Source organism: Collimonas sp. GW821-FHT07E08 (assembly GCF_059418905.1).
In genome coordinates, this window is record NZ_JBWKQR010000014.1 from 14,830 (window position 1) to 36,111 (window position 21,282).

The 21,282-nt window shown below is 65.2% G+C and carries 11 protein-coding genes; 10 read left to right on the forward strand and 1 reads right to left on the reverse strand.

The genetic code is table 11. The features are described from left to right. Window positions 1–131: 131 nt before the first annotated feature. From AC07RZ_RS18240 to AC07RZ_RS18280, 9 genes are all read left to right on the forward strand, one after another. Window positions 132–1,928 carry a diguanylate cyclase gene (locus AC07RZ_RS18240; RefSeq protein WP_494669001.1) on the forward strand — a complete coding sequence of 599 codons (1,797 nt, stop codon included), beginning with the start codon at window positions 132–134 and terminating at the stop codon, window positions 1,926–1,928. A gap of 32 nt (window positions 1,929–1,960) precedes the next feature. Continuing rightward, a complete protein-coding gene (gene rraA, locus AC07RZ_RS18245) occupies window positions 1,961–2,455 on the forward strand; it encodes a ribonuclease E activity regulator RraA (RefSeq protein WP_144737338.1) in 495 nt (164 codons plus the stop codon). A gap of 291 nt (window positions 2,456–2,746) precedes the next feature. Beyond that, window positions 2,747–3,394, forward strand: coding sequence for an RNA polymerase factor sigma-70 (locus tag AC07RZ_RS18250; protein WP_494669081.1), 648 nt, complete (start codon window positions 2,747–2,749; stop codon window positions 3,392–3,394). Window positions 3,395–3,464: 70 nt separating this feature from the next. Further along, window positions 3,465–3,722, forward strand: a complete 258-nt coding sequence (locus AC07RZ_RS18255; protein WP_494669002.1) for an MbtH family protein — start codon at window positions 3,465–3,467, stop codon at window positions 3,720–3,722. Between the two features lie 63 nt (window positions 3,723–3,785). Further along, window positions 3,786–4,811, forward strand: a complete 1,026-nt coding sequence (locus tag AC07RZ_RS18260) for a TauD/TfdA family dioxygenase (RefSeq protein WP_494669003.1) — start codon at window positions 3,786–3,788, stop codon at window positions 4,809–4,811. Continuing rightward, window positions 4,805–5,656 (forward strand): ABC transporter ATP-binding protein, encoded by an 852-nt coding sequence (locus AC07RZ_RS18265; protein WP_494669082.1) that lies wholly within the window; start codon window positions 4,805–4,807, stop codon window positions 5,654–5,656. Before AC07RZ_RS18260 ends, AC07RZ_RS18265 begins: the two co-directional genes overlap by 7 nt. Then, on the forward strand, window positions 5,653–7,749 hold the full coding sequence (fhuB, locus tag AC07RZ_RS18270) for a Fe(3+)-hydroxamate ABC transporter permease FhuB (RefSeq protein WP_494669004.1): 2,097 nt from the start codon (window positions 5,653–5,655) through the stop codon (window positions 7,747–7,749). Before AC07RZ_RS18265 ends, fhuB begins: the two co-directional genes overlap by 4 nt. Then, window positions 7,749–8,573, forward strand: coding sequence for a siderophore-iron reductase FhuF (fhuF, locus tag AC07RZ_RS18275; RefSeq protein ID WP_494669005.1), 825 nt, complete (start codon window positions 7,749–7,751; stop codon window positions 8,571–8,573). Before fhuB ends, fhuF begins: the two co-directional genes overlap by 1 nt. Further along, window positions 8,570–9,571, forward strand: a complete 1,002-nt coding sequence (locus tag AC07RZ_RS18280) for an ABC transporter substrate-binding protein (protein ID WP_494669006.1) — start codon at window positions 8,570–8,572, stop codon at window positions 9,569–9,571. Before fhuF ends, AC07RZ_RS18280 begins: the two co-directional genes overlap by 4 nt. A gap of 72 nt (window positions 9,572–9,643) precedes the next feature. Here the strand turns inward: AC07RZ_RS18280 and AC07RZ_RS18285 are convergent, their stop codons facing one another. Next, window positions 9,644–11,398 (reverse strand): cyclic peptide export ABC transporter, encoded by a 1,755-nt coding sequence (locus AC07RZ_RS18285; RefSeq protein WP_494669007.1) that lies wholly within the window; start codon window positions 11,396–11,398, stop codon window positions 9,644–9,646. 220 nt (window positions 11,399–11,618) lie between these two features. Here AC07RZ_RS18285 and AC07RZ_RS18290 point away from each other — a divergent pair, with 220 nt between their 5' ends. Beyond that, complete coding sequence (locus AC07RZ_RS18290; protein WP_494669008.1) at window positions 11,619–21,281, forward strand: amino acid adenylation domain-containing protein; 9,663 nt, start codon at window positions 11,619–11,621, stop codon at window positions 21,279–21,281. Window position 21,282: the final 1 nt, after the last annotated feature.

Sequence of the window (21,282 nt, forward strand, 5' to 3'; positions counted from 1 at the left end):
GTTTGTAGTTGAGTGTTGTGAATTGTGCATTCGATTGTAGACAACGACGGGAGCAGGCATTTTTGCGGTATGTAAAGTGGCAGGGACATTTTCCCGAAGCCAGGCGCAATTATCGTAATTTCGAGGCAAATTTGAAGCGAACGTCACTGCAGCGCTTATTCATTTTGCCGTTTGCAGCGCTGTTGTTGTGCCTGGCCGTTTCAGTCGGCTGGCTGCTCTACCAAACTGGCCAGGACGCCACCGATGCGTTGTCGCAGAAGGTCCTGGCGGACATGATGGGGGGCATCGACAGCGCAATCAACAGGCAATTATTCGACGCCGGCGCGGCGTTGCGGGTAGTCGCGCCTGATCAGGTTGCCGGCGCCGCCAACAAGAGCCCGACCCCGATCCCGTTCCCGGCCAGCGTCGGCCGGCTGGAAGAGCGCATGTGGATTGCCAGCGGCCTGTTTCCGACAGTCGGCAGCCTGATCAGCTTTACCGGCGTCGACGGCCATTTTGTCGGCATCCGCCGCATCGCCGCCAACGAATTCCGCGTCAGGCTGAGAGGCGCGGGCGAAGGTCCCACCCACTTGTATCGCAGCCGCGGACCAGCAACCGAAAAGATCTTGCTGGAGGCGGAAGAGTATGAACCGCGCGAGCAAAGCTGGTATCTGGACGCCGTCAGCCAGAGAAAAGACATATGGTCGCCAGTGTTCATCGACGCCGTCAGCAGCGAACCGGCGCTGATGCTGGCGCGGCCGGTGTACGACGCCGGGCAGGACGTGCTTGGCGTGGTGGCCAGGGAGCTGTCGCTGCGGCCGTTGCGAGATTACCTGCAGGCGCTGCCGATGGACAAGAACGGAGTCGCTTTCGTGGCGGAGCCGAACGGCGACCTGGTCATCTCTTCCAACAGCGAAGGCGCATTTGCCCCGCGCAACGGCGCCCAGAACCAGCACATCAGGAATAACCTCAAAAATGTCAGCGCGCCTTTCATGCGCCAGAGCTGGCAACTGGTGCAAACCTATTTGCAGCGGCATCGGGAAATGGCGCCGGTTACCGATCCGGTAGCGGCTTCGGCAGCCAGTCCGCCCAAGCCAGGCAAGCTGATCGTCGGCGCATTCCCCAGCAAATACGGACAGATCGAAGTGGCGGCGCAAATCCACCGCGACGCTGCCGGGCTGGAGTGGGTGGCGGTAGTCGCCTTGCCGCGCTCCGATTTCTGGGGAGCGGTCAATTCCAGCGTCTACAAGAGCCTGTACCTGGGCCTGCTGGTGATCTTGCTGGCCTTGCTGTTCGGTTACGCGATCTTGCGCTGGGTCTTGCGCGACATCCGCAAGCTGACGCTGGCCGTGCGCAGCATAGGCAGCGGCCGGCCGTTCGCCAAGCTGAATATCGACCGCCAGGACGAGATCGGCGAACTGGCGCAAAGCTTCCAGGAGATGGAGCGCAACCTGCGCACCGACCGCCTCACCAGCCTGCTCAATCGCGATTCTCTGATCGCACAGATCGAATTCCGCCGGCGCACCGATGTCGAGCCGCACCTGTTCCGCTTTGCCGTGCTGTTCGTCGACCTTGACAAGTTCAAGCAGGTCAATGACCACTACGGCCATGACGAAGGCGACCGGGTCCTGATCGAAGTCGGCCTGCGCCTGCAGAACACCTTGCGCAAGGAAGACGAGGTCGCGCGTTTCGGCGGCGATGAATTCATCGTTTACCTGCCGGGCGTGGCCGACGAAGAATCGGCGCTGGCGATCGCAGAAAAGATCTACGCTGTATTGAACAAGCCGATCCTGATGGCCAACGGCGAACACTGCCAGATCGGCGCGTCCATCGGCGGCGCCCTGTATCCGGCCGACGGCCTCGACCTGGAAACCTTGTTGAAGGTGGCTGACAAGCGGATGTATAGTGTCAAGAAATTCGGCGGCCTGACGTTTTCGTCGGACGACTGATCTTTTTCTGACAGCCACGCGACGGAGATGCAATGACTTTTTCTACCTGCGATTTATGCGACGCCAACGAAGACAAGCTCGGCACCGCCGCCCTGGCGGTCTTGCCGCCGGTGTTCATTTCCTTTGGCTTGCGCCAGGCTTTCTCGGGTCCGGCGCGCACCCTGAAGGTCCATGAAGACAATGTGCTGGTGCGCAGCACGCTGGAAACCGCCGGCGACGGCCAGGTGCTGGTGATCGACGGCGGCGGCAGCCTGCGCTGCGCGCTGGTCGGCGGCAATCTTGGCGTGCTGGCGCAAAAGAACGGCTGGGCCGGCATCATCGTCAACGGCTGCGTGCGCGATTCGGCGGAATTGAATGCCTGCGATATCGGCGTGCGCGCGCTGGCGCTCCATCCGCAACGCAGCGTACGCAAGGGAGTAGGGGAGCGCGACGTCAGCGTCGCCATCGCCGGCGTCACGGTGGCTCCCGGCGCATGGATCTATGCAGACGCCGATGGCGTACTGGTCGCCAGCCAAAAACTCCAATGAGCCTGGCCGCTGGAATGCCTGGCAGCTAATTTCCGGCAATCGCTTCCAATAGCGGACGGCCTGCGCTACCGTCGGTTTTCCAATACCTTTTCATCCTGAACAGACCCATGCCCGGCCGTTAACCGGGCCGGGCGGGCTGTTCGCGCCCATTGTTCCCACTTTCGATCCGATTCCTTCCAGCCAGGCAAAGCCATGAAAGTCATAAGGGTAATCGCAAATGATATTGAGAATGATTCGTGTTTATGATACTTTAGAGCCATCTTATCAGAGCGGAGTGAATTCATGGCGCAAATGCTTGGAGGGGCGAAGTCTTCGGCAGCGGCATCGTTATCGATCTTCAGTTCCAGCGTGTCCTCTCCCGCCGGCCCATTGCTCGACATACTGATCGCGAACCGTCCGCTATACGTCAACGTGGCACGCGGTTTCGTCGGCTGCACCAGCCGTGCGGAAGACGTGGTCCACGATGTTTTCCTCAAGCTGGTCGATCTTCCCGGCCAGGACGCCATACGCCAGCCGATTGCCTATGTGATGCGGATGGTGCGCAATGCCTCGATCGACGCTTGCCGGCGCCAGAATCTCGAAAACATCTACCACGCCGATGAAGACAGCGGCCTCAACATGCCGTCGCAGGAGCCGTCGCCGGAAGCGGCGCTGGTTGTGCGCGACACGCTGCGCCACGTGTATGACGCGCTGGCCCGGCTGCCGGCGCGCAGCCGCGCGGCGTTCGAGATGGTGCGCATGCGCGAAGAAACGCTGCAGAGCACCGCGCGGGCGCTCAATGTTTCGCAGACGCTGGTGCATTTCATGGTGCGGGATGTCGAGAAACACTGCAGCGCCTGCCTGGAGGCATGCGATCGCGGCGCTGCACAGCCGATGTTCCATGCCAGCGCCGCCCGCGATGGTAAAAAAACGCGGGCGCCAATCGTCTTCATAAAGTAGAGGCGGCATTTGGGTGCGCCGAGCGCCATCCGCCACCGTTTCCTGAACGCATTTTGAACGAGGCTTGAACATGACACAGACATTGAATTCCCCCGGCGCTGCCGCCGCAGAGACAGGCGAGGTTATCTATACGGTTGTCATCAACGACGAAGAGCAGTACTCGATCTGGCCGACCTTCCGCGCCGTGCCGGCCGGCTGGCGCGAAGTCGGCGTGAGCGGCCCCAAGGCCGAATGCCTCGCGCATATCGAGTCAGCCTGGACCGACATGCGCCCGGCCAGTTTGCGCCGCCATATGGATGGCGCCGCCTCGAAGGCGCACCTATCGTAATTCAGGTAATCCGGCGCGCCTGGGCGCTGTCCCGGGAACGCTGTTCCTGCAAGAGGATTTCGCATGACTACACTTTCCATGCCGCAGCCCGCGCTCGATGACCTGCGTATCGCGCCGGGCCTGCCTACCGTTGTGGCGCCGAAAGACGGCGCCGATATTTCGCTGGAACAGGCGATGCCGCTATTGCGTACGATTGCCGACGATACCCTGGAACAGGCCGGCGGCTTGCTGTTTACCGGCTTCCGGGTGCCGTCGATCGAGTCGTTCCAGGGTTTTGCCGGTTCGTTCGGCCACCCGCTGATCGGCTACGAATTCGCGTCGACGCCGCGCAGCCAGGTCGAAGGCGCGGTGTATACGTCGACCGAATATCCGCCGCACCGCTCGATTCCGCTGCACAACGAGCAGTCGTATACGCGCGAATGGCCGCTGCGCATCTGGTTCCACTGCGTGCTTGCCGCGGCATCGGGCGGCGCGACGCCGATTGCCGACAGCCGTGCCATCTACCGCGCGCTCGATCCGGCGCTGGTTGCCCGTTTCGCCAGGCGCGAGCTGCTTTACGTGCGCAATTTCGGCCAAGGACTTGACCTGCCGTGGCAGCAGACCTTCGGCTCGGACGATCCGCGCGTGGTCGAGCGCATTTGCGCCGCGCGCGGCATCGATTGCGCATGGCGCGACGGCGACGACGGCGAACTGCTGCTGCGCACCCGCGAACGCTGCCAGGCGGTCGCCAGCCATCCGCGCACCGGCGACATGGTCTGGTTCAACCAGCTCAACCTGTTTCACCTGTCTGCGCTGGATGAGGAAATGCAGGAAGCGCTGGTCGATGCCGTCGGCCTGGAAAACGTGCCGCGCAACGTTTATTACGGCGATGGCGAGCCGATTGAAGCCGAGGCGCTGGCAGAAATCCGCGGCGTGCTGGACCAGCAGCGGATTGTCTTCCCATGGTTGTCCGGCGATGTGCTGATGCTCGATAACATGCTGACCGCCCATGCGCGCGATCCGTTCCAGGGGCCGCGCAAGGTGGTGGTGGCGATGGCGCAAAGTTATAGCGAGCCTAAGGCCGGCGAGCAGAAGGCAGCGTCCTGGTGAAAACGGTTGGAGCGGCGCTGGTGGCGCGCGGATTGACGGTTGGCTATCGCGAACAGGTGGTGCTCGACGGCCTCGACCTGGCGGTCAAGGCCGGCAAGGTAACCGCCTTGTGCGGGCCGAACGGCTGCGGCAAGAGCACGCTGCTGCGCACCCTGGCAGGGCTGCTGCCGATCCGTTCAGGGGAAGTGGAAGTGAACGGCGCACCGCTGGCATCGTACCGCCGGCGCGAGCTCGCCCGGGCGCTGACCATGCTGGCGCAATTCAACCAGATTCCCGCCGGACTGACAGTGCGCGAGCTGGTGGCCTATGGCCGCTATGCCTACGGCGGCTGGCTGCGCGGCTTGACGCGTGCCGACCACGCCGCCATCGGCCAGGCGCTGGCGGCCAGCGGGCTTGCCAGCTACGCGGAGCGCGATGTTGCCGCGCTGTCGGGCGGCGAACGGCAGCGCGCGTGGATTGCCATGGCGCTGGCCCAGCAGGCGCCCATTGTCTTGCTTGACGAACCGACCACCTATCTCGACATACACCATCAGCTGGAAATCCTGCACGAACTGCGCCGCCTCAACCAGGAGCACGGGCTGACCATCGTCTGGGTGCTGCACGACTTGAACCAGGCCGCCGCATTCAGCGATGAAATCGTGCTGATGCGCGCCGGGAAGATCATTGCGCATGGTTCGCCCGACGCCATGCTGGCGCCGCATTATCTGCACGAAACATTCGATGTGGCCATGCTGAAGATCGCCCATCCGCTGACAGGCGCGCCGATGTGCGTGCCGGCTTATGGCGATTCGTCCCCGCCGGCATCGCTGCGCGAAGGCGGCGCCGGCAAGGATCTGGCGGCATGACCGCGTTGGCAGCAGGCAAACCGGCGCCGGCACTGGCCAGCCGCCACGCGCCGATGAAAAGCAGGGCGGGGCTGATCGGCGCGGCGCTCTTGCTGCTGATCGCCGCCGCCGCCGCCGCGCGCCTGGCCCCGGGCGTGCAGCTGTGGCTGGCGGCGTCCGCGCAAGGCGGCGACGCTGCCACGCTCAGCCGCATCCTGCTGTTCGACCTGAGTGCGCCGCGGGTAGCGGCGGCGCTTGTCGCCGGCGGCTGTCTGGGCGTGGCCGGAGCATTGTTCCAGGCGCTCACGCGCAATCCGCTTGCTTCACCCGACCTGCTCGGCATCACCAGCGGCGCCCAGCTAGGCTTGCTGGCGGCGATGATCGTCCCTGCGCTTGCCGGCGCGGCTTCGGTGCCGCTGCTGTTCGGCTGCGGCCTGGCCGCCGCGGCCTGCGTGCTGGCGGCCGCCGGCTGGCGCGCCACGCCGCTGCGGCTGGTGCTGGCAGGCAGTGTCTGCATGCTGCTGTTTTCGGCAATTGCGACCCTGGTGCTGGCGTTTTTCGAGCAAAGCATCGCCGGCGCCGCATTGTGGGCTAGCGGCAGCCTCTATCAACCCGGCGCCGCCGGCCTCCAGCTTGCCATGGCCTGGCTGGTGCTGCCGCTGGTTGCCTTGCCGTTCGTGATCCGTCCGCTCAATCCGTTCGTGCTGGGCGATGACGCTGCTGCCGCCGCCGGCGTCCGGATCGATGCGACGCGGATCGCGGCGATGGTGGTGGCAGTGGGTTTTGCCAGCGTTGCGGTGAGCATTGCCGGGCCGTTGTCGTATGTCGGCCTGATCGCGCCCAACCTGCTGCGCCAGGTGCGCGGCGCAAAAGCATCGAAGCTGGGCGCCCTGGCGCCTTTGTCGGCACTGGTGGGCGGTGCGCTGGTGCTGGTCACCGACAGCGCCGTGCTGGCGCTGGACCTTGACGCCACGCTATCGACAGGGGTGGCGATCGCGCTGGTCGGCACGCCGCTGATGCTGGCCATGATCCGTAGCGGAATCGCCTGGCCGGGCGCAGCCGGAGCGAGTCAGGAGCGGCCGCTGTCCGGCGCTGGAACCCGCGCCGTGCGCGCGCTGACGGCGCTGCCGTGGCCCTTGGTCGCGGCGGGACTGCTGCTGGCAGGCTGCGCGCTGCTGTTTGCCGGCGCCTCGCTGGGTGCGAAGTCGATCAGCCCGGCCGGCTGGATCGCCGCACTGGATGGGCGTGACGAAGTAACCCGGATGCTGCTCGACCTGCGCCTGCCGCGCCTGCTATGCGCACTGCTGGCCGGAGCGCTGCTGGCGGCGAGCGGGGTGCTGATGCAGAGCATCGTGCGCAATCCGCTGGCCGGTCCGGAAGTGCTGGGCGTCACCCAGGGCGCTGGACTGGCTACCTTCATTGCACTGATCATGTGGCCGTTCGCGACCCATTCGACACTTGCCGCCGCCGCGCTCGCGGGCGGCGCCGCCACGCTGTTGCTGACGCTGCTGCTCAACCGCCGTCATCGTTATGCGCCGATGGCGGTGGCGCTGACCGGGCTGGTCCTCGGCACCCTGTGGACCACGCTGTCGCAGTGGCTGATTACGCAGCAAAGCGTGCAGCCGGCGCGTTTCGTCGTCTGGCTGGTGGGCGGCACCTATGGCCGCAGCTGGGGCGAGGTGGCGACGCTGCTGCCCTGGTGCCTGCTGGCGTTGCCGGTGCTGGCGCTGCTGGCCAAGCCGCTTGACCTGTTGTCGCTGGGCGACGACCAGGCGGCGGCCCTTGGCTTGCCGATTGCCGTATTGCGGCCGCTGGTGCTGACCGTGGCGACGCTTGCCGCGTGCGCCGCGGTAGCCGCTGTAGGGCCGGTCAGCTTCATTGGGCTGATGGCGCCGCACCTGGCGGTAATGCTGGGTGCGCGCACGCATCGCACCCGGCTCTGGCTGGCCGCCGCCTGCGGCGCGCTGCTGCTGGTCCTGGCAGATGTCGCAGCCCGTACGCTGCTTGCCCCGCGGGAGATTCCGGCCGGCGTGCTGACCGCAATGATCGGTGCGCCATACCTGCTCATCCTGCTGATTGCCCAGGCCCGGCGCGAGAAACGAGGCGGCCGCTGATGGACATCTTGCAGCGGGCTCCCGCAGCGGGCTTGCCGGCGCATTGCCTGGCCGGGCTTGCGCCTGAATCGATGGCCTCCTATCTTGGACAGGTCTGGCTTGGAACGCCGGATCGAAGCCAAGCGGCTCCTGACAATGACGATGATGGCGCCGAATCCGTTTGCATACCGCTGGCGCAGCTTGGCGCCTATCGCGCGGAGCTGCTGGATGCGATGGTGGTGCACTATGGCGGCGATGCCGAAATCCACGCGCGGGCCCTGCTGTCGCAGTGGAGCAAATATTATTTCTGGCTCGCGGCGCCGGCCGGCATCGCCGCGCTGCTGCTGCGCCGCCCGCTGGACATGTCGCCGGCCCGCACACAGCTGGTGCTGCGCGCAGGCATGCCGGCGGCGCTGTATTTTTCCGCCGACGCATTGCAGCCGCCCGAGAACGACTGCACGCGCTGCCATGCGCCGCTGATCCAGCATCTGCAGGCGGTGATTGAAACACTGGCAGGCATGGCGTGCATCGCGCCGCGCGTGTTGTGGGGCAATGTCGGCAACCTGCTAGATTACTTGGCGGAGCAGTGCACGGCGCTGCCTGGTGCGGCAGAGGAGGTTGCCTGCCTGTTCCAGCCGATGCTGGTCACCGGCGAACCCAATCCGTTGCGTTCGTCGGTGCGCCAGGTCCAGCCGCGGTCGGCCTTGCTGCCGAATCCGTTTCGCGCGCGCCGCGTCTGCTGCATGCGCAATCAAATCCCGGGAGAGACAAATCTGTGTGCAAGCTGTCCATTGCTGTTGACGATGCGCGACGAAGCGCTTGCATTGCAGGAAGCCATCCGTTGAAGAGCCGTGCGCGGCGGCTTTGCGCGATAGCGGCGGCCTGTGCGGCGTTTTGCGGATCCCATGCCGATGCCGCAAGCGCTGGCGGTGCAACGCCGGCTTGCGAGCCGCTTGCCGGCAATCTCGTGGTGTCGCAGTTCCAGCCGGGCATTCCACAGCGGCCGCGGCGCATTGTGGTGCTCGAATACATGTTCGCGGAAGACCTGGCGGCGCTGGGCGTGACGCCGGTCGGCATGGCTGACGCCGCTAATTATGCGGGATGGTTTGACTATGACAAAGAGCGGCTGGCTGCCGTGCCGGACGTCGGTACGCGCCAGGAGCCCGGTTTTGAGGCGATCGCGGCCTTGAAGCCTGACCTGATTCTCGGCGTCGGGCTGCGCCACGCATCGATTTTCGCGGCGCTCAACCGCATCGCTCCCACCGTGTTGTTCCAATACAGCCCTGACCTTGAAAAGAACGGCACGTCGCTGACCCAGCTCGATTGGGCGCGCAAGATCTTCCGCACCATCGCTTGCCTTGCCGGGCGCGAAGATGAAGCCGGCGCTGTCGAAGCCAGACTCGATGCCGGCCTCGCGCGTGACGCGCAGCGCATCGCGCAGGCTGGCCGCAGCGGAGAGCAGGTCGCCTGGCTGCAGGAACTGGGATTGCCTGACCGTTACTGGGCTTTCACCGGCAACAGCATGGCGGGAGGCGTGGCGCGTGCGCTTGGCGTTGAACTGGGATACGCCGCACCGACCCGTGAGGGCACTACTTACGTCACCTCTGAAGATTTGCTCAAGAAGCCGGGCATGGCGGTATTGTTCGTCAGCTCGACCGGCCCTGAGGTAGCGCTCAAGCAGAAACTCGATTCGCCGATCTGGCCCTTTGTGCCGGCACGGCGCGCAGGGCGGGTGGCGCTGGTCGAACGTAACCTGTGGGTGTTTGGCGGGCCGATGTCGGCGCTGCGCCTTGCAGATGCCATGACCGAACAATTGTTGTCGCTGCCGCCGCCGAAGCGTTGACGGCGATACTCCTGTTTCACTGCCCATGATGGATTGAATCCCGTCCCCGCGTCTTGCGGGAACGGGCGTCGTTCAGCCTTCGGTGCCGTTGGCCGCCATCGCCGGCAGCGCGGCTGGCGCGCCATAGGTTTCGCTGATGATGCTGCCGTTGTCCAGTTTCAATACACGATCGGCGAGCGGGAAATAGCGATCGTCGTGGGTAATCACCAGCACGGTCTTGCCGCGTGCGCACAGTTCCGGCAGCAATTGTTCATAGAAAACCGCTTTGAATGCCGGATCCTGGTCCGCTGCCCATTCGTCGAACAGGTAGAACGGCCGGTCCTCCAGGTAGGCCACCACCAGCGCCAGCCGTTTGCGCTGCCCGGTGGACAGCGCGCGGGTCGAGAAGGCGCCGTTGACTACCTGTACCTTGTGATCCAGCGCGAGCTTGGAGACCAGTGCGTTTGCCCGTGCGTCAGCCTGCGCGCGCGAGGGATCGTTCGGATCGATGATGCCAAGCAGGGCGTCGAACAGGTGGAAATCGTTGAAGACCGCGGTGAAGCGTTCCCGGTAGGCCGCGCGCTCCGCCGAGCCGATCGTTTTGCCATCGACTTCGATCACGCCGTCTTCAGGTTCGTACAGTCCGGTCAGTACCTTCGCCAAGGTGGTCTTGCCGCTGCCGTTGCCACCAACCAGGAACACCAGTTCGCCCGGCTTGAAGGTCAGGTTGATCGGGCCGACGCTGAACATCCGTTCGTCGCGCTCATGGAAATAGGAGTGGGTGACATCGCGCAGCACCAGGGTCTTGAACGGTTCATGCGACGCGCTTTCGCTGAGCTGCGGCACGGTGCGCAGGTTGCCGAATTCTTCCATTACCTTCTCGATGCGGTCCAGCGAGACGCGCGCCGCGTTCAGCGTCGGCACGTTGTTGAGCAGGCCGTCGAGGGGCAGCAGCATGAACAGGAAGACGACGATATAGCCGGAGGCGGCGGCTGCGTCGGCGCGCACGCCGAGCGTCGGCCAGAATGCGGCTGCGCCGAGGAACACGTAGAACAGGAACACGATCCAGCCGACGCCGACGGCGTACGAGCTGAACGCGCGCCGGCGGTGGTCGCGCACTTCGCCGATGGCTGCGCCGAGCTGGCCGTCGAGGAACTGGCGTGCGCGCGCCTGGTGCAGCTTCAGTTCTTTGGCGCCGGTAAACAGCGCGCCGAGATAGCCGAACAGCTTGTCTTGCGAACGGCCGGCCGCTTCCAGCGAGGCGATGGCGCGCTTGTCGCCGGTGTGGTAGCCGATCGAGCCGACCACGATCGCGGTCAGCGCCAGCAGGCATACCGGCCATGACAGCCAGGCCAGGTAACCGAGGCAGCCGAAGACGATGGAGCCATGCATGACGATGTTAGGCAGGGCAAAGAACAGCATCGAGACATTGGTGGCGTCGTCGGTCAGCACCGATTGCACGGGGGCGGCGCCGATCCGTTCGACATCGCGCAGCTCGGCTGCGGCGACGCGCTTGGCAACGTGTTCGCGCAGCTGCGCCATGGTGTCTTGCGACAGCCGTGCGAACAGCACGCCGGTAATGACCCTGGTAACCAGCGCTATCACTGCGCATAGCCCGAAGCGCAAGGCGAGCGAGCCGTCGGCCGCGCCTGATTCGGACAATGCGCGGTTCAGGGTCGCAACCAGCAGCACGCTGGCAATGCCGTTCAGCACACAGGCAGTGAGCGCAATCGCCAGGGCGCCGCGCGAGCGTTTGAGCAGGGCGATGATCAGGCGCATGGCTGGCTTGGCCTGCGCGCTGGATTCGGTAGGGGGCGGGGAAGCGTAAGGCTGGGTGGCAGCGGTCATCGGCGGTCAGTCGGTTGGGGGTTGAAAAAAATGAATGAAAAGAGGTTCTTACCCCTGATGACGAACGACCGCGGCAAATATTTAGGGCGTTGATGCGCGAGATGAGAAAAACATATTTCCAGGCGAATTAAGTAAAAATTCCGGCGCGTGGTTCGTCAATCTAGCAAAGAGGCCGTACTTGCGGCCAGACCTAGAGGATTTTATGTATCCATGTATGCCTATGACGAGCTTTCCGATTGCATTGCACCACCAGATCCGCGCACAAGCGCGCCTTGACCCCGATGCGCCCGCGCTGGCGTCGTTTTCGCCGCATGCCGTGCGCTTGTCGCGCGGCGAGCTGGATTACCGCGCCTCACGCCTTGCCGCCCGGCTCCGTGCGGCGGGTGTCGCTACCGAGGTGCGGGTCGGCGTGTGCGTCGAACGTTCCTGCGACCTGTTTGTCGCCTTGCTTGCCGTATTGAAGGCCGGCGGCGTGTTCGTCGCGCTCGATCCGCGCCATCCGGCCGCTCGCCTGGACTGGATCGTGCAGGATGCCGGGCTGGCCCATGGCATCGTCGACGATGCCGCCGATGCCGTCATGCGCGCGCGTTTTGCGCAATGTTTCGTTGTCGATAAGCCGATTGCGGACGGCGAGCCTTCGCCTGTCGACGAGGATGTGCTGGTTGATCCGCGGGCGGCGGCGTACATGATTTACACATCAGGGTCCACCGGCACGCCGAAAGCGGTAGTGGTCGAACACGGACCGCTTGCGGTGCATTGCGATGCGCTGAATGCATCGCTGCCGATCGGGCCGTCAGACCGCCTGCTGCATTTCGCCTCGGTGAACTTCGATGTGTCGATCGAAGCCTGGCTGGCGCCGCTGTCAATCGGCGCCAGCGTCGTGATCAGCGATCCGCCGCCGTTTCCGCCAGAGGCCGCGCGCGCCATGATGGAGCGCGAAGGAGTCACCAACACTACCTTGCCGCCCGCCTACCTGCGCGAATTCGCTGCCGCTTCAAGGCGTTTTGGGGCGCCCTCGGCGCTGCGGGTGCTGCTGTTCGGCGGCGAGGCGATGTCGCAAGATACTTTTGATGAAATCAGGCAGGCATTTCCCGAGATCCGGCTGGTCAACGGCTACGGCCCGACCGAGGCGATCATTTCGCCGATGCTGTGGCCGGTCGATCCCGCCGGCGTGCCGGCCCTGGAGCCGGGCAACGGCTACGCATCGCTGCCGATAGGCTGGCCGATCGGATCGCCGCTTGCACGCACTGCGCGGATCGCCGGCCGGCAGCCAGGCGCGGCCGGCGAACTGCTGCTGGGAGGCGTATGCCTGGCGCGCGGCTATCACGGCCGTCCCGCGCTTACCGCCGAACGCTTCTTGCCTGATCCGGCCGGCCAGCCCGGCGGGCGCATCTACCGCACCGGAGACCTGGCGCGCGAACGCGCCGATGGCGCATTCGACTACCTGGGGCGCATCGACGACCAGGTGCAAGTCCGCGGCGTGCGGGTGGAGCCGGGCGAAATTGCCGCCTGCCTGCTGACCCATCCGGCCGTCAGCGACGCCGCCGTGCTTGCCGAAACCACCGGCGGCCGCACTCAGCTGATTGCTTGCGTGGTTCTGGGCGAGGCGTTGGGCGATGAAACATTGAAAGCGCATCTCGCTGCGCATCTGCCGCCGGCATGGCAGCCGCACCGCTTCGTCCGTCTGGAGCGCCTGCCCTATACGCTCAACGGCAAGCTGGACCGGGCCTCGCTGCGCGACACTGTGGCTGCGCTGCCGCATGCGCCCGGAGCCGATTACCTTGCTCCGGCGACAGCTGTCGAAAGCGGTCTCGCCGAACTCTGGCAACGGCTGCTGAACGATGCTTCGCCTATCGGCCGTTCAGACCGTTTCTTTACGCGCGGCGGCGATTCGCTTGCTGCCATGCAGCTGCAGGCAGCGATCCGAGCCGAATGGCGGGTGAACCCGCGGCTTGACGCGCTATTCGACAATCCCTCGCTTGAAGAACTGGCGCTGTTGATCGAGCGCAGCGAAATTGAAACACAGGTGCGCGCTATTCCAGTGCAAATGTCTCGGGATCGAAACGGCGCGCCCTTTGTTGACCGTCCGGCATCGTTCGCCCAGCAACGTTTCTGGGTGCTGGCGCAGACCCGCGATGCCGGCTCCGCCTATCACATCGCCGTGCAGTGGGAGGTAACCGGCGCCTTGAAGGCCGATCTGCTGCAGCGTGCGCTTGACCACTTGCTGGAACGGCATGAAGCCTGGCGCACCACGCTGGTGGAAAATGACGATGGCATCGTAATGCAGCGCATCCATGCAGTCTTGCCGGTGCAGATAGCAGAAATCGATTTACGCCCATACAGCGCCACGGAACGTGCGGCGAAGGCGGCCGAATTGGCGGAACGCCATGTGGCTGAGGCATTCGACCTGTCGCACGGGCCGCTGGTGCGCGCCACCTTGCTTACGCTGGCCGGCGATTCGCAACGCCTGCTGCTGACCAGCCACCACTCGGTCAGCGACGGCTGGAGCTCGCGTTGTGCGTTCAATGAATTGACGGCGGCCTATGCAGCGTTCGCCAGCGGCCAGGCTGCCGGACTGCCGGTTTTGCCGATCCAGTATGCCGATTACGCCCAATGGCAGCGTGACCTGCTGGCCGCAGGCGAGGGCGAGCGCCAGCTTGGCTATTGGCGCGACGCGCTGCGCGACGCCCCCGCGCCGCTGGCGTTGCCGCTCGACCGTCCACGCCGCGCCGACCGCGACTATCGCGGCGGCCGGGTGGCGCTGCGGCTCTCCGACGAGACTTCCGATGCAGTGCGCGAACTTGCCCGGCGCACTCGCGCTTCGCCGTTTACGGTGCTGCTGGCTGCCTTCGACGCCTGGCTGTACCGCTTGACCGGGGCCAGCGATATCGTTGTCGCCATACCCATCGCGCACCGGCAGCATGCGGAAACCGCGCCGTTGGTCGGTTTGTTCCTGAATACCCTGGCGCTGCGTGCGCGGGTTGCACCGCTGCAGTCGTTTGCTGCCTTGCTGGATGCGGTGCGCGTGACCGCCCTGGATGCGTTTGCATGCCAGGATGTGCCATTCGACCAGGTGCTTGACGCCGTGAAGCCGCCGGTGCGGCGCGGCGACGAGTGGCTGAGAGTCAAGTTTGCCCAGCAGTTCGATCTCGAACTGGCCGCCGACCTGCCGGGTGCGGCCGCGCGCATGTCGCCAGGGCCGGATCTTGCCGCACGTTTCGATTTTGCGCTGGATTTCACCGACGATCCGCGCGGCATCGAACTGGTTGCAGCCTATGCGCTGGACGGCATCGACGCCGGCACGGCGCAAGCCTGGCTCGACAGCTTTGCCGTGCTGGTCGCGGATGCGGTATGCGATCCGACGCGTGCAGTCGCCGAACTGGTTTGCGCCGATAACGCCGACTATCTTGCCGCACGGCGCGGCCGCTCGCTGCCGCGGGAATTCGACAGCGTATTGGCGCTGTTTGCACGGCATGCCAGCGAAACGCCGCATCGGATTGCGCTGGCGGACGCCGACACGCAACTCACTTTCGCCGAACTGGACGATGCTTCGGACCGGATCGCGCTGGCGCTGCAACAGCAAGGAGCAGGCGCCGAGCAACCGGTTGCGGTCTGCATCGAGCGCTCGGTGCACTTCGTCGTGGCGCTGGTCGCCGTGCTGAAGTCGGGCGCGTATGCCGTGCTGCTCGATCCTGCCCAGCCCCAGGAACGGCTGGCGGCAGCGGTCGACGCCTGCCAGGCGCGATGGATCCTGGTTGCCAGCCAGGCAGGCTCTGTGCAGCACATCGGCGCTGCCCAGACACTTGGCCTGGACGCGCTTGCGCAAACGCCGTTGCTCGCCAATCGCGCAGCGCGCCGGCTGCCGCCTGCGCCGGAACAGGCGGCTTACCTGATCTACACCTCCGGTTCGACCGGCACACCCAAGGGCGTCGTGGTTTCCCACCGGGCGCTGGCCGATTATGTGCAAGGGATGCTGGATGAACTGGCGTTCAGCGCCGATGCATCGATGGCGATGGTGTCGACGGTGGCGGCGGACCTCGGCCATACGACACTGTTCGGTGCCTTGTGCTCGGGCCGTACGCTGCACCTTCTGCCGCGGGAATGTGCCTTCGACCCGGACCGGTTCGCGCATGAAATGCGCACGCGCAAGGTCGGCGTGCTGAAAATCGTGCCAAGCCATCTGCACGCGCTGCTCGACGCCCAACAGCCGGCCGACGTGCTGCCTGCGCATGCCCTCGTGACGGGCGGCGAAACCTTGCCGTGGGCGCTGGTGGAACGGATCGCGACACTCAAGCCCGGCTGCCGCGTGATCAATCATTACGGCCCGACCGAGGCTACGGTAGGTGCGCTGAGTTGCGATACATCGGCGCCGGCGCAAGCCGGACTGCGCGCTGCAGCGATGCCGGCGCAGGGCGTGCCGCTAGGCCGTCCTTTGCCGAATGCCTATGCCTGCGTGCTCGATGCGAACGGCGCCAGCGTGCCGCCAGGCGCGATCGGTGAACTGTATCTCGGCGGACCGGGCGTCGCCCGTGGTTACCTGGACCGGGCGGCGGCTACCGCCGAACGTTTTGTCCCGCATCCATTTGCCCCAGGTGAGCGCATCTACCGCACCGGCGACCGCGTGCGGCTGCGCGCCGACCGGCGCCTGGATTTCCTCGGCCGCCAGGATGACCAGGTCAAAATCCGCGGCTACCGGGTCGAACCCGGCGAAGTCAGCGCCTTGCTGCGCACCCTGGAAGGAGTGGCGCAAGCCGAAACACTGGCAGTCGAGCACGAAGGGCGCATGCGGCTGGCGTCGTTTGCAACGCCGCGCGCTGGAACCAGGTTGAACGAAACGTCATTGCGCGAAATGCTGTCCCTGCGCTTGCCAGATTACATGGTGCCCGCCGTGCTGCTCGCACTTGACGTATTGCCTGTCACAGCCAACGGCAAGGTTGACCGTCAAGCGTTGCGGGTGCTGGCCGCCGCGCCGGCGCCGTCCGTGGCGGCCAGCGATGCGCCGCGCGGCGAGATCGAAGAAACGCTGGCGGCAGTCTGGAAAGATGTACTGAAAGCCGAGCGGGTAGGTCGCGAAGACAATTTCTTTGAACTGGGCGGGGATTCGATCCTGGTGCTGCAGGTGATCGCCAGGTCGCGCAAACGCGGCGTGCGCTTTACGCCGAAACAGCTGTTCGACGGTCCGACAATTGCGCAGCTTGGCCAGGCGGCAACGGCCATCGAGGTTGCAACAACAGCTCCGCAAGCGAAGCCCGGCGCGCCCAAGCGTGAGGGCAGCCTGGTGCTGACGCCTGCGCAACTGCGGTTTTTTGCACTCGATATTCCACGGCGCGGCCATTGGAACCAGTCAATCAGGCTGGACCCGCAAGAGCCGTTAGATCTCGATGCATTTGCCCGCGCGTTCGAAGCGTTACTCAAACATCACGACATCTTCAAGCAGCGTTTTACACGGAACGGTGCGCAAGGTGAGTGGCAGATCAGGCAGGCGCCGCAGGCATTTGATGCCTTGCCGCTGGCCGCCGGCGCCGCGCGGGATGAAAGCGATGCACTGGCGCAGTTCGACGCCCTCCAGTGCACGCTGGACCTGGCGCACGGCCCGATCGCTTGCGCCTTTGCAGCGGCCTTGCCGGACGGCAGTACGCAACTCTATTTCGCGATCCATCACGCCATCGTCGACGGCGTATCGTGGCGCGTATTGCTTGACGACCTGGATGCCGCCTACCGTGCAGCGCGCGAACGGCGCAGCGCGCGTCTCTCGGCCGCGGGCGCCAGCGCTCAGGAATGGGCTGCCAGGCTGGCGCTTGCCGCCGCCGATGCTTTGTTCCTGGACGAAGTGCCGTACTGGGCGTCGCTTGCCGCACCTCACCAGGACCTGGCGCTTGACCACCCGCAGGCAGTAGCCGACAACGCTAGCGCAGGTGTCGTGATGCAAGTGCTGGACGCCGAACTGACACGGGTTGCGCTGACTGACGCCAACGCCGCCTACCGTACGCAAATGATCGAAGTGCTGATCGCGGCGCTGGCGCAGGCGCTCTGCACCCACACCGGGCAAACCTCCTGCCGGCTGGAGCTGGAAGGACACGGCCGCGAAGCGTTGTTCGACGACATCGACGCCAGCCGCACCGTCGGTTGGCTGACCAGCCATTACCCGGTGGCGCTGGCGGTCGAAAACACGCCTGCCGCAACGCTCAGCGCGGTCAAGGATACGCTGCGGGCCGTGCCGCACAAAGGACTCGGCTTCGGCGTCCTGAGCCATTACGGCGACGCTGCCGCACGCGCTAAACTGGCGTCTGTACCGCGTCCGCGCGTGACGTTCAACTATCTCGGCCAGTTCGATGCGCCGCGCGATGCTGCGCTGGTGCCGCGTTTCGGCGGCGCAGGCTGCGAACGCGATCCGGCCGGCCCGCTCGGTAATGCGCTGGCGATCCACGCCTATATCGATGCCGACGGCCCGCGCACATTGAAGGTACATTGGGTCTATGGCAAGACCCAGTTTGAACGCGCCACGATCGAAGCCCTGGCGCAGCGTTTCGAGGCAGCGCTGGCCGGACTGACTGCCGCCTGCGCCGCGCGCCTGGCGCAACGCGGCGGCAGCGCCACTCCCGGCGACTATCCGCTGGCGCGCACGGCAGGCCTGACACAGGATGTGCTGGAGCGGCTGCCGTTCGATTTGCGCACGGTCGAGGACATGTATCCCTTGTCGCCGATGCAACAGGGCATCTTGTTCCATTCCCTGTTCGCACCTGAACAGTCGACCTACGTGAACCAGCTGGTTGCCACATTGACGGCGCCGGACGTGGCGCGTTTGCGCACAGCTTTCGAAGCGTCAGTTGCACGCCACGACATCTTGCGCACCGGCTTCACTCCCAGCGAAGCGGTGCCGATGCAGATTGTGCATCGCCAGGCACAGATGCCGGTTCAAATCCTCGATTGGCGCGAGCGCGGCGAAAACGCCCGGCCGGGGTTCGACGACTGGCTCGCGCAGGACCGGGCTAGCAGCTTCGACCTGGCCGCGCCGCCCTTGATGCGGGTTGCGCTGATCCGCATGACGGACGACGAATGGCGGCTGGTCTGGACGCGCCACCATCTGCTGCTGGACGGCTGGAGCACGGCGCGCTTCTTTGCCGACGTGCTGCGCGATTACATCGAACCGCCGCGTCCTCAGCTGTTTGCCGCGTCTGGCAAGACCCGTTACCGCGACTTCATTGCCTGGCTTGGCGCGCGTGATATCGAGCTGGAGCGCAGGTTCTGGCAACAGCGCCTGGCCCGCCTTGACGAGCCGACGCGGGTTGCCGAGCGAGAAGCGGAAGCCGGACGTACAGCCGAACATCGCACCTGGCGCGCAACATTCGCTGCCGATGCGACGGCGCGCATGGCTGAAACCGCGCGCAACCTGAAAGTAACGCTGAATACGCTGGTGCAGGGCGCATGGGCGCTTGCGTTGCAGCGCATGACCAACCAGCCGGCGGTGGCGTTCGGCGCGACGGTGGCGGGCCGGCCCGATGCACTGCCTGACGCCGACACCGTGCTTGGCTTGTTCATCAACACCTTGCCAGTCATCACCGTGCCTGCGCCGCAACGCTCGGCGGCGGCATGGCTGCACGAACTGCAGGGCGATAACGCTGCCGCGGCAGAGCATGCGCATACGCCGCTGTACGAAATCCAGCAATGGGCCGGACAGGGTGGGGCATTGTTCGATACGCTGGTCGTATTCGAAAACTATCCGGTCGATGAAGCATGGCAGGGGCGCGACGAACGAGCCCTCAAGATGCATGGCCTGCGCAACATCGAAGCGACCGATTTTGCCTTGACGCTGGTCATCGAGGCAGGAACGACGCTGACTATCGATTACGGCTACGATGCCGCGCGCATCGGTGAAGCGCGCGTGGTTTCCCTGCATCGCGCGTTTGCAGCGGCCGTCAACGCCATTGTCGCCAATCCGCAGGCAGCGCTCGGTTCGATTGCAGTCACGACCGATGACGACCTGGTGGCGCTGGCGCGCCATAACGCCACGGCGCAGGCCTGGCCCGATGCGCAGCAAATCGCGCTGCACCGCCAGTTTGAACGTGCCGCCGTTGCAACGCCGGAAGCGGTCGCGCTCGAGTTCGTCGATGCGCAAGGCCGCCGGCAGCAGATGTGCTACGGCGAACTCGATCAGCACGCCGGCCGTGTCGCCGCATCGCTGCTGGATGCCGGCGTCCTTCCAGATAGCGCCGTTGCCCTCTGCCTGGAGCGTTCTTTCGACATGGTAGTGGCGCTGATCGGGGTATTGAAGGCCGGTGCGGCTTACCTGCCGATAGATCCGGATTATCCGCCTGAACGCATCGCCTATCTGCTCAGCGATGCGCAACCGGCAGTGGTGATCACGCAAGATCATCTGCGAGAGCGCGTCACGGCCGCTGTTTTGCATGCCGAGGTGCGCATCCTTACTGTCGATGAACTGATGCAAACTTCCACAGCCTTGCATCAGCCTGCGGATCTTAGCCTTGACCAGCTGGCCTACCTGATCTACACCTCCGGTTCGACCGGCAAACCGAAAGGAGCCGGCAACACCCACCGCGCGTTGGCGAACCGGATTGCGTGGATGCAATCGGCATATCAACTGCGGCCTGACGACGTCGTTTTGCACAAGACACCGTTTGGCTTCGATGTATCGGTCTGGGAATTCGTCTGGCCGCTGGCGGTCGGCGCCAAGCTGGCGATCGCGGCGCCTGGCGATCACCGCGATCCGGCACGGCTGGTGGCGGCGATAGAAGCGCACCGGGTGACGACACTGCATTTCGTGCCGTCGATGCTGGCGGTTTTCCTTGGCTATCTCGACGATTTCAACGCAGCCGCACGCTGCCAGAGCATCGAGCGCATAGTCGCCAGCGGCGAGGCGCTGGCGCCGGAACTGGTGGCGCGCGTCGCGCAGCTGTTGCCGCACACCCGGCTCTACAACCTCTATGGCCCGACCGAGGCCGCCATCGATGTCTCGCACTGGACCTGTGACGCGGACGACAGCCGGACCGCTTCGGTGCCGATCGGCCATCCTATCGCCAACCTTCAGCTGCATGTGCTGGACATGGCTTTGCATCCGGTGCCGGCAGGCGCCGCAGGCGAACTGTACCTGGGCGGCGCCGGTCTGGCGCGCGGCTATCTTGGCCGCTCCGGACTCACGGCTGAACGCTTCGTGCCGGATCCGTTCGCGGCTGGAGCGCGCCTGTACCGCACGGGTGACCTGGCGCGCCGCCGGGCTGACGGTGCGCTTGACTATCTTGGCCGCATCGATACTCAGGTAAAACTGCGCGGCCAGCGCATCGAACTCGGCGAAATCGAAGCCTTGCTGCGGACCGCTGCGGGTGTGCACGACGCCGTGGTGATCGTATGCAACGAGCAGCTGATCGGATACCTCGCGCGCGGCGCCGGCAGCACGCTCGACCAGGGTGCGCTGTTCGACTTGCTGCATGCGCAGCTGCCTGCATACATGGTGCCGGCCCAATTGATTGCGCTGGATGTGCTGCCTGTCACACCGAACGGAAAATGCGACCGCAACGCGCTGCCTGCGCCGGTGCGCCAGGACAAGCCGGCAGCCGCCTTGCGGACCGGTACCGAGCGCGAACTGGCCGCTATCTGGCAACGGGTGCTGCACCTCGACGCCATCGACCGCGATGATGACTTCTTCATGCTCGGCGGCCATTCGCTGCTAGCGACGCAGGCCAATGCCCAGGCCAACCTGCATTGGACGCTGGTGCTGCCGCTGCGGACATTGTTCGATGAACGCACGCTGGCGCGCTGCGCGGCTGCGATCGATCTGGCGCTGGCCGAGCGGGAGGCCAGGCTGGGGCCGGATACCGCCAGCGCGATCGATGCGCTGCTGGGCGAACTGGAAATGGAAACCGACTGAT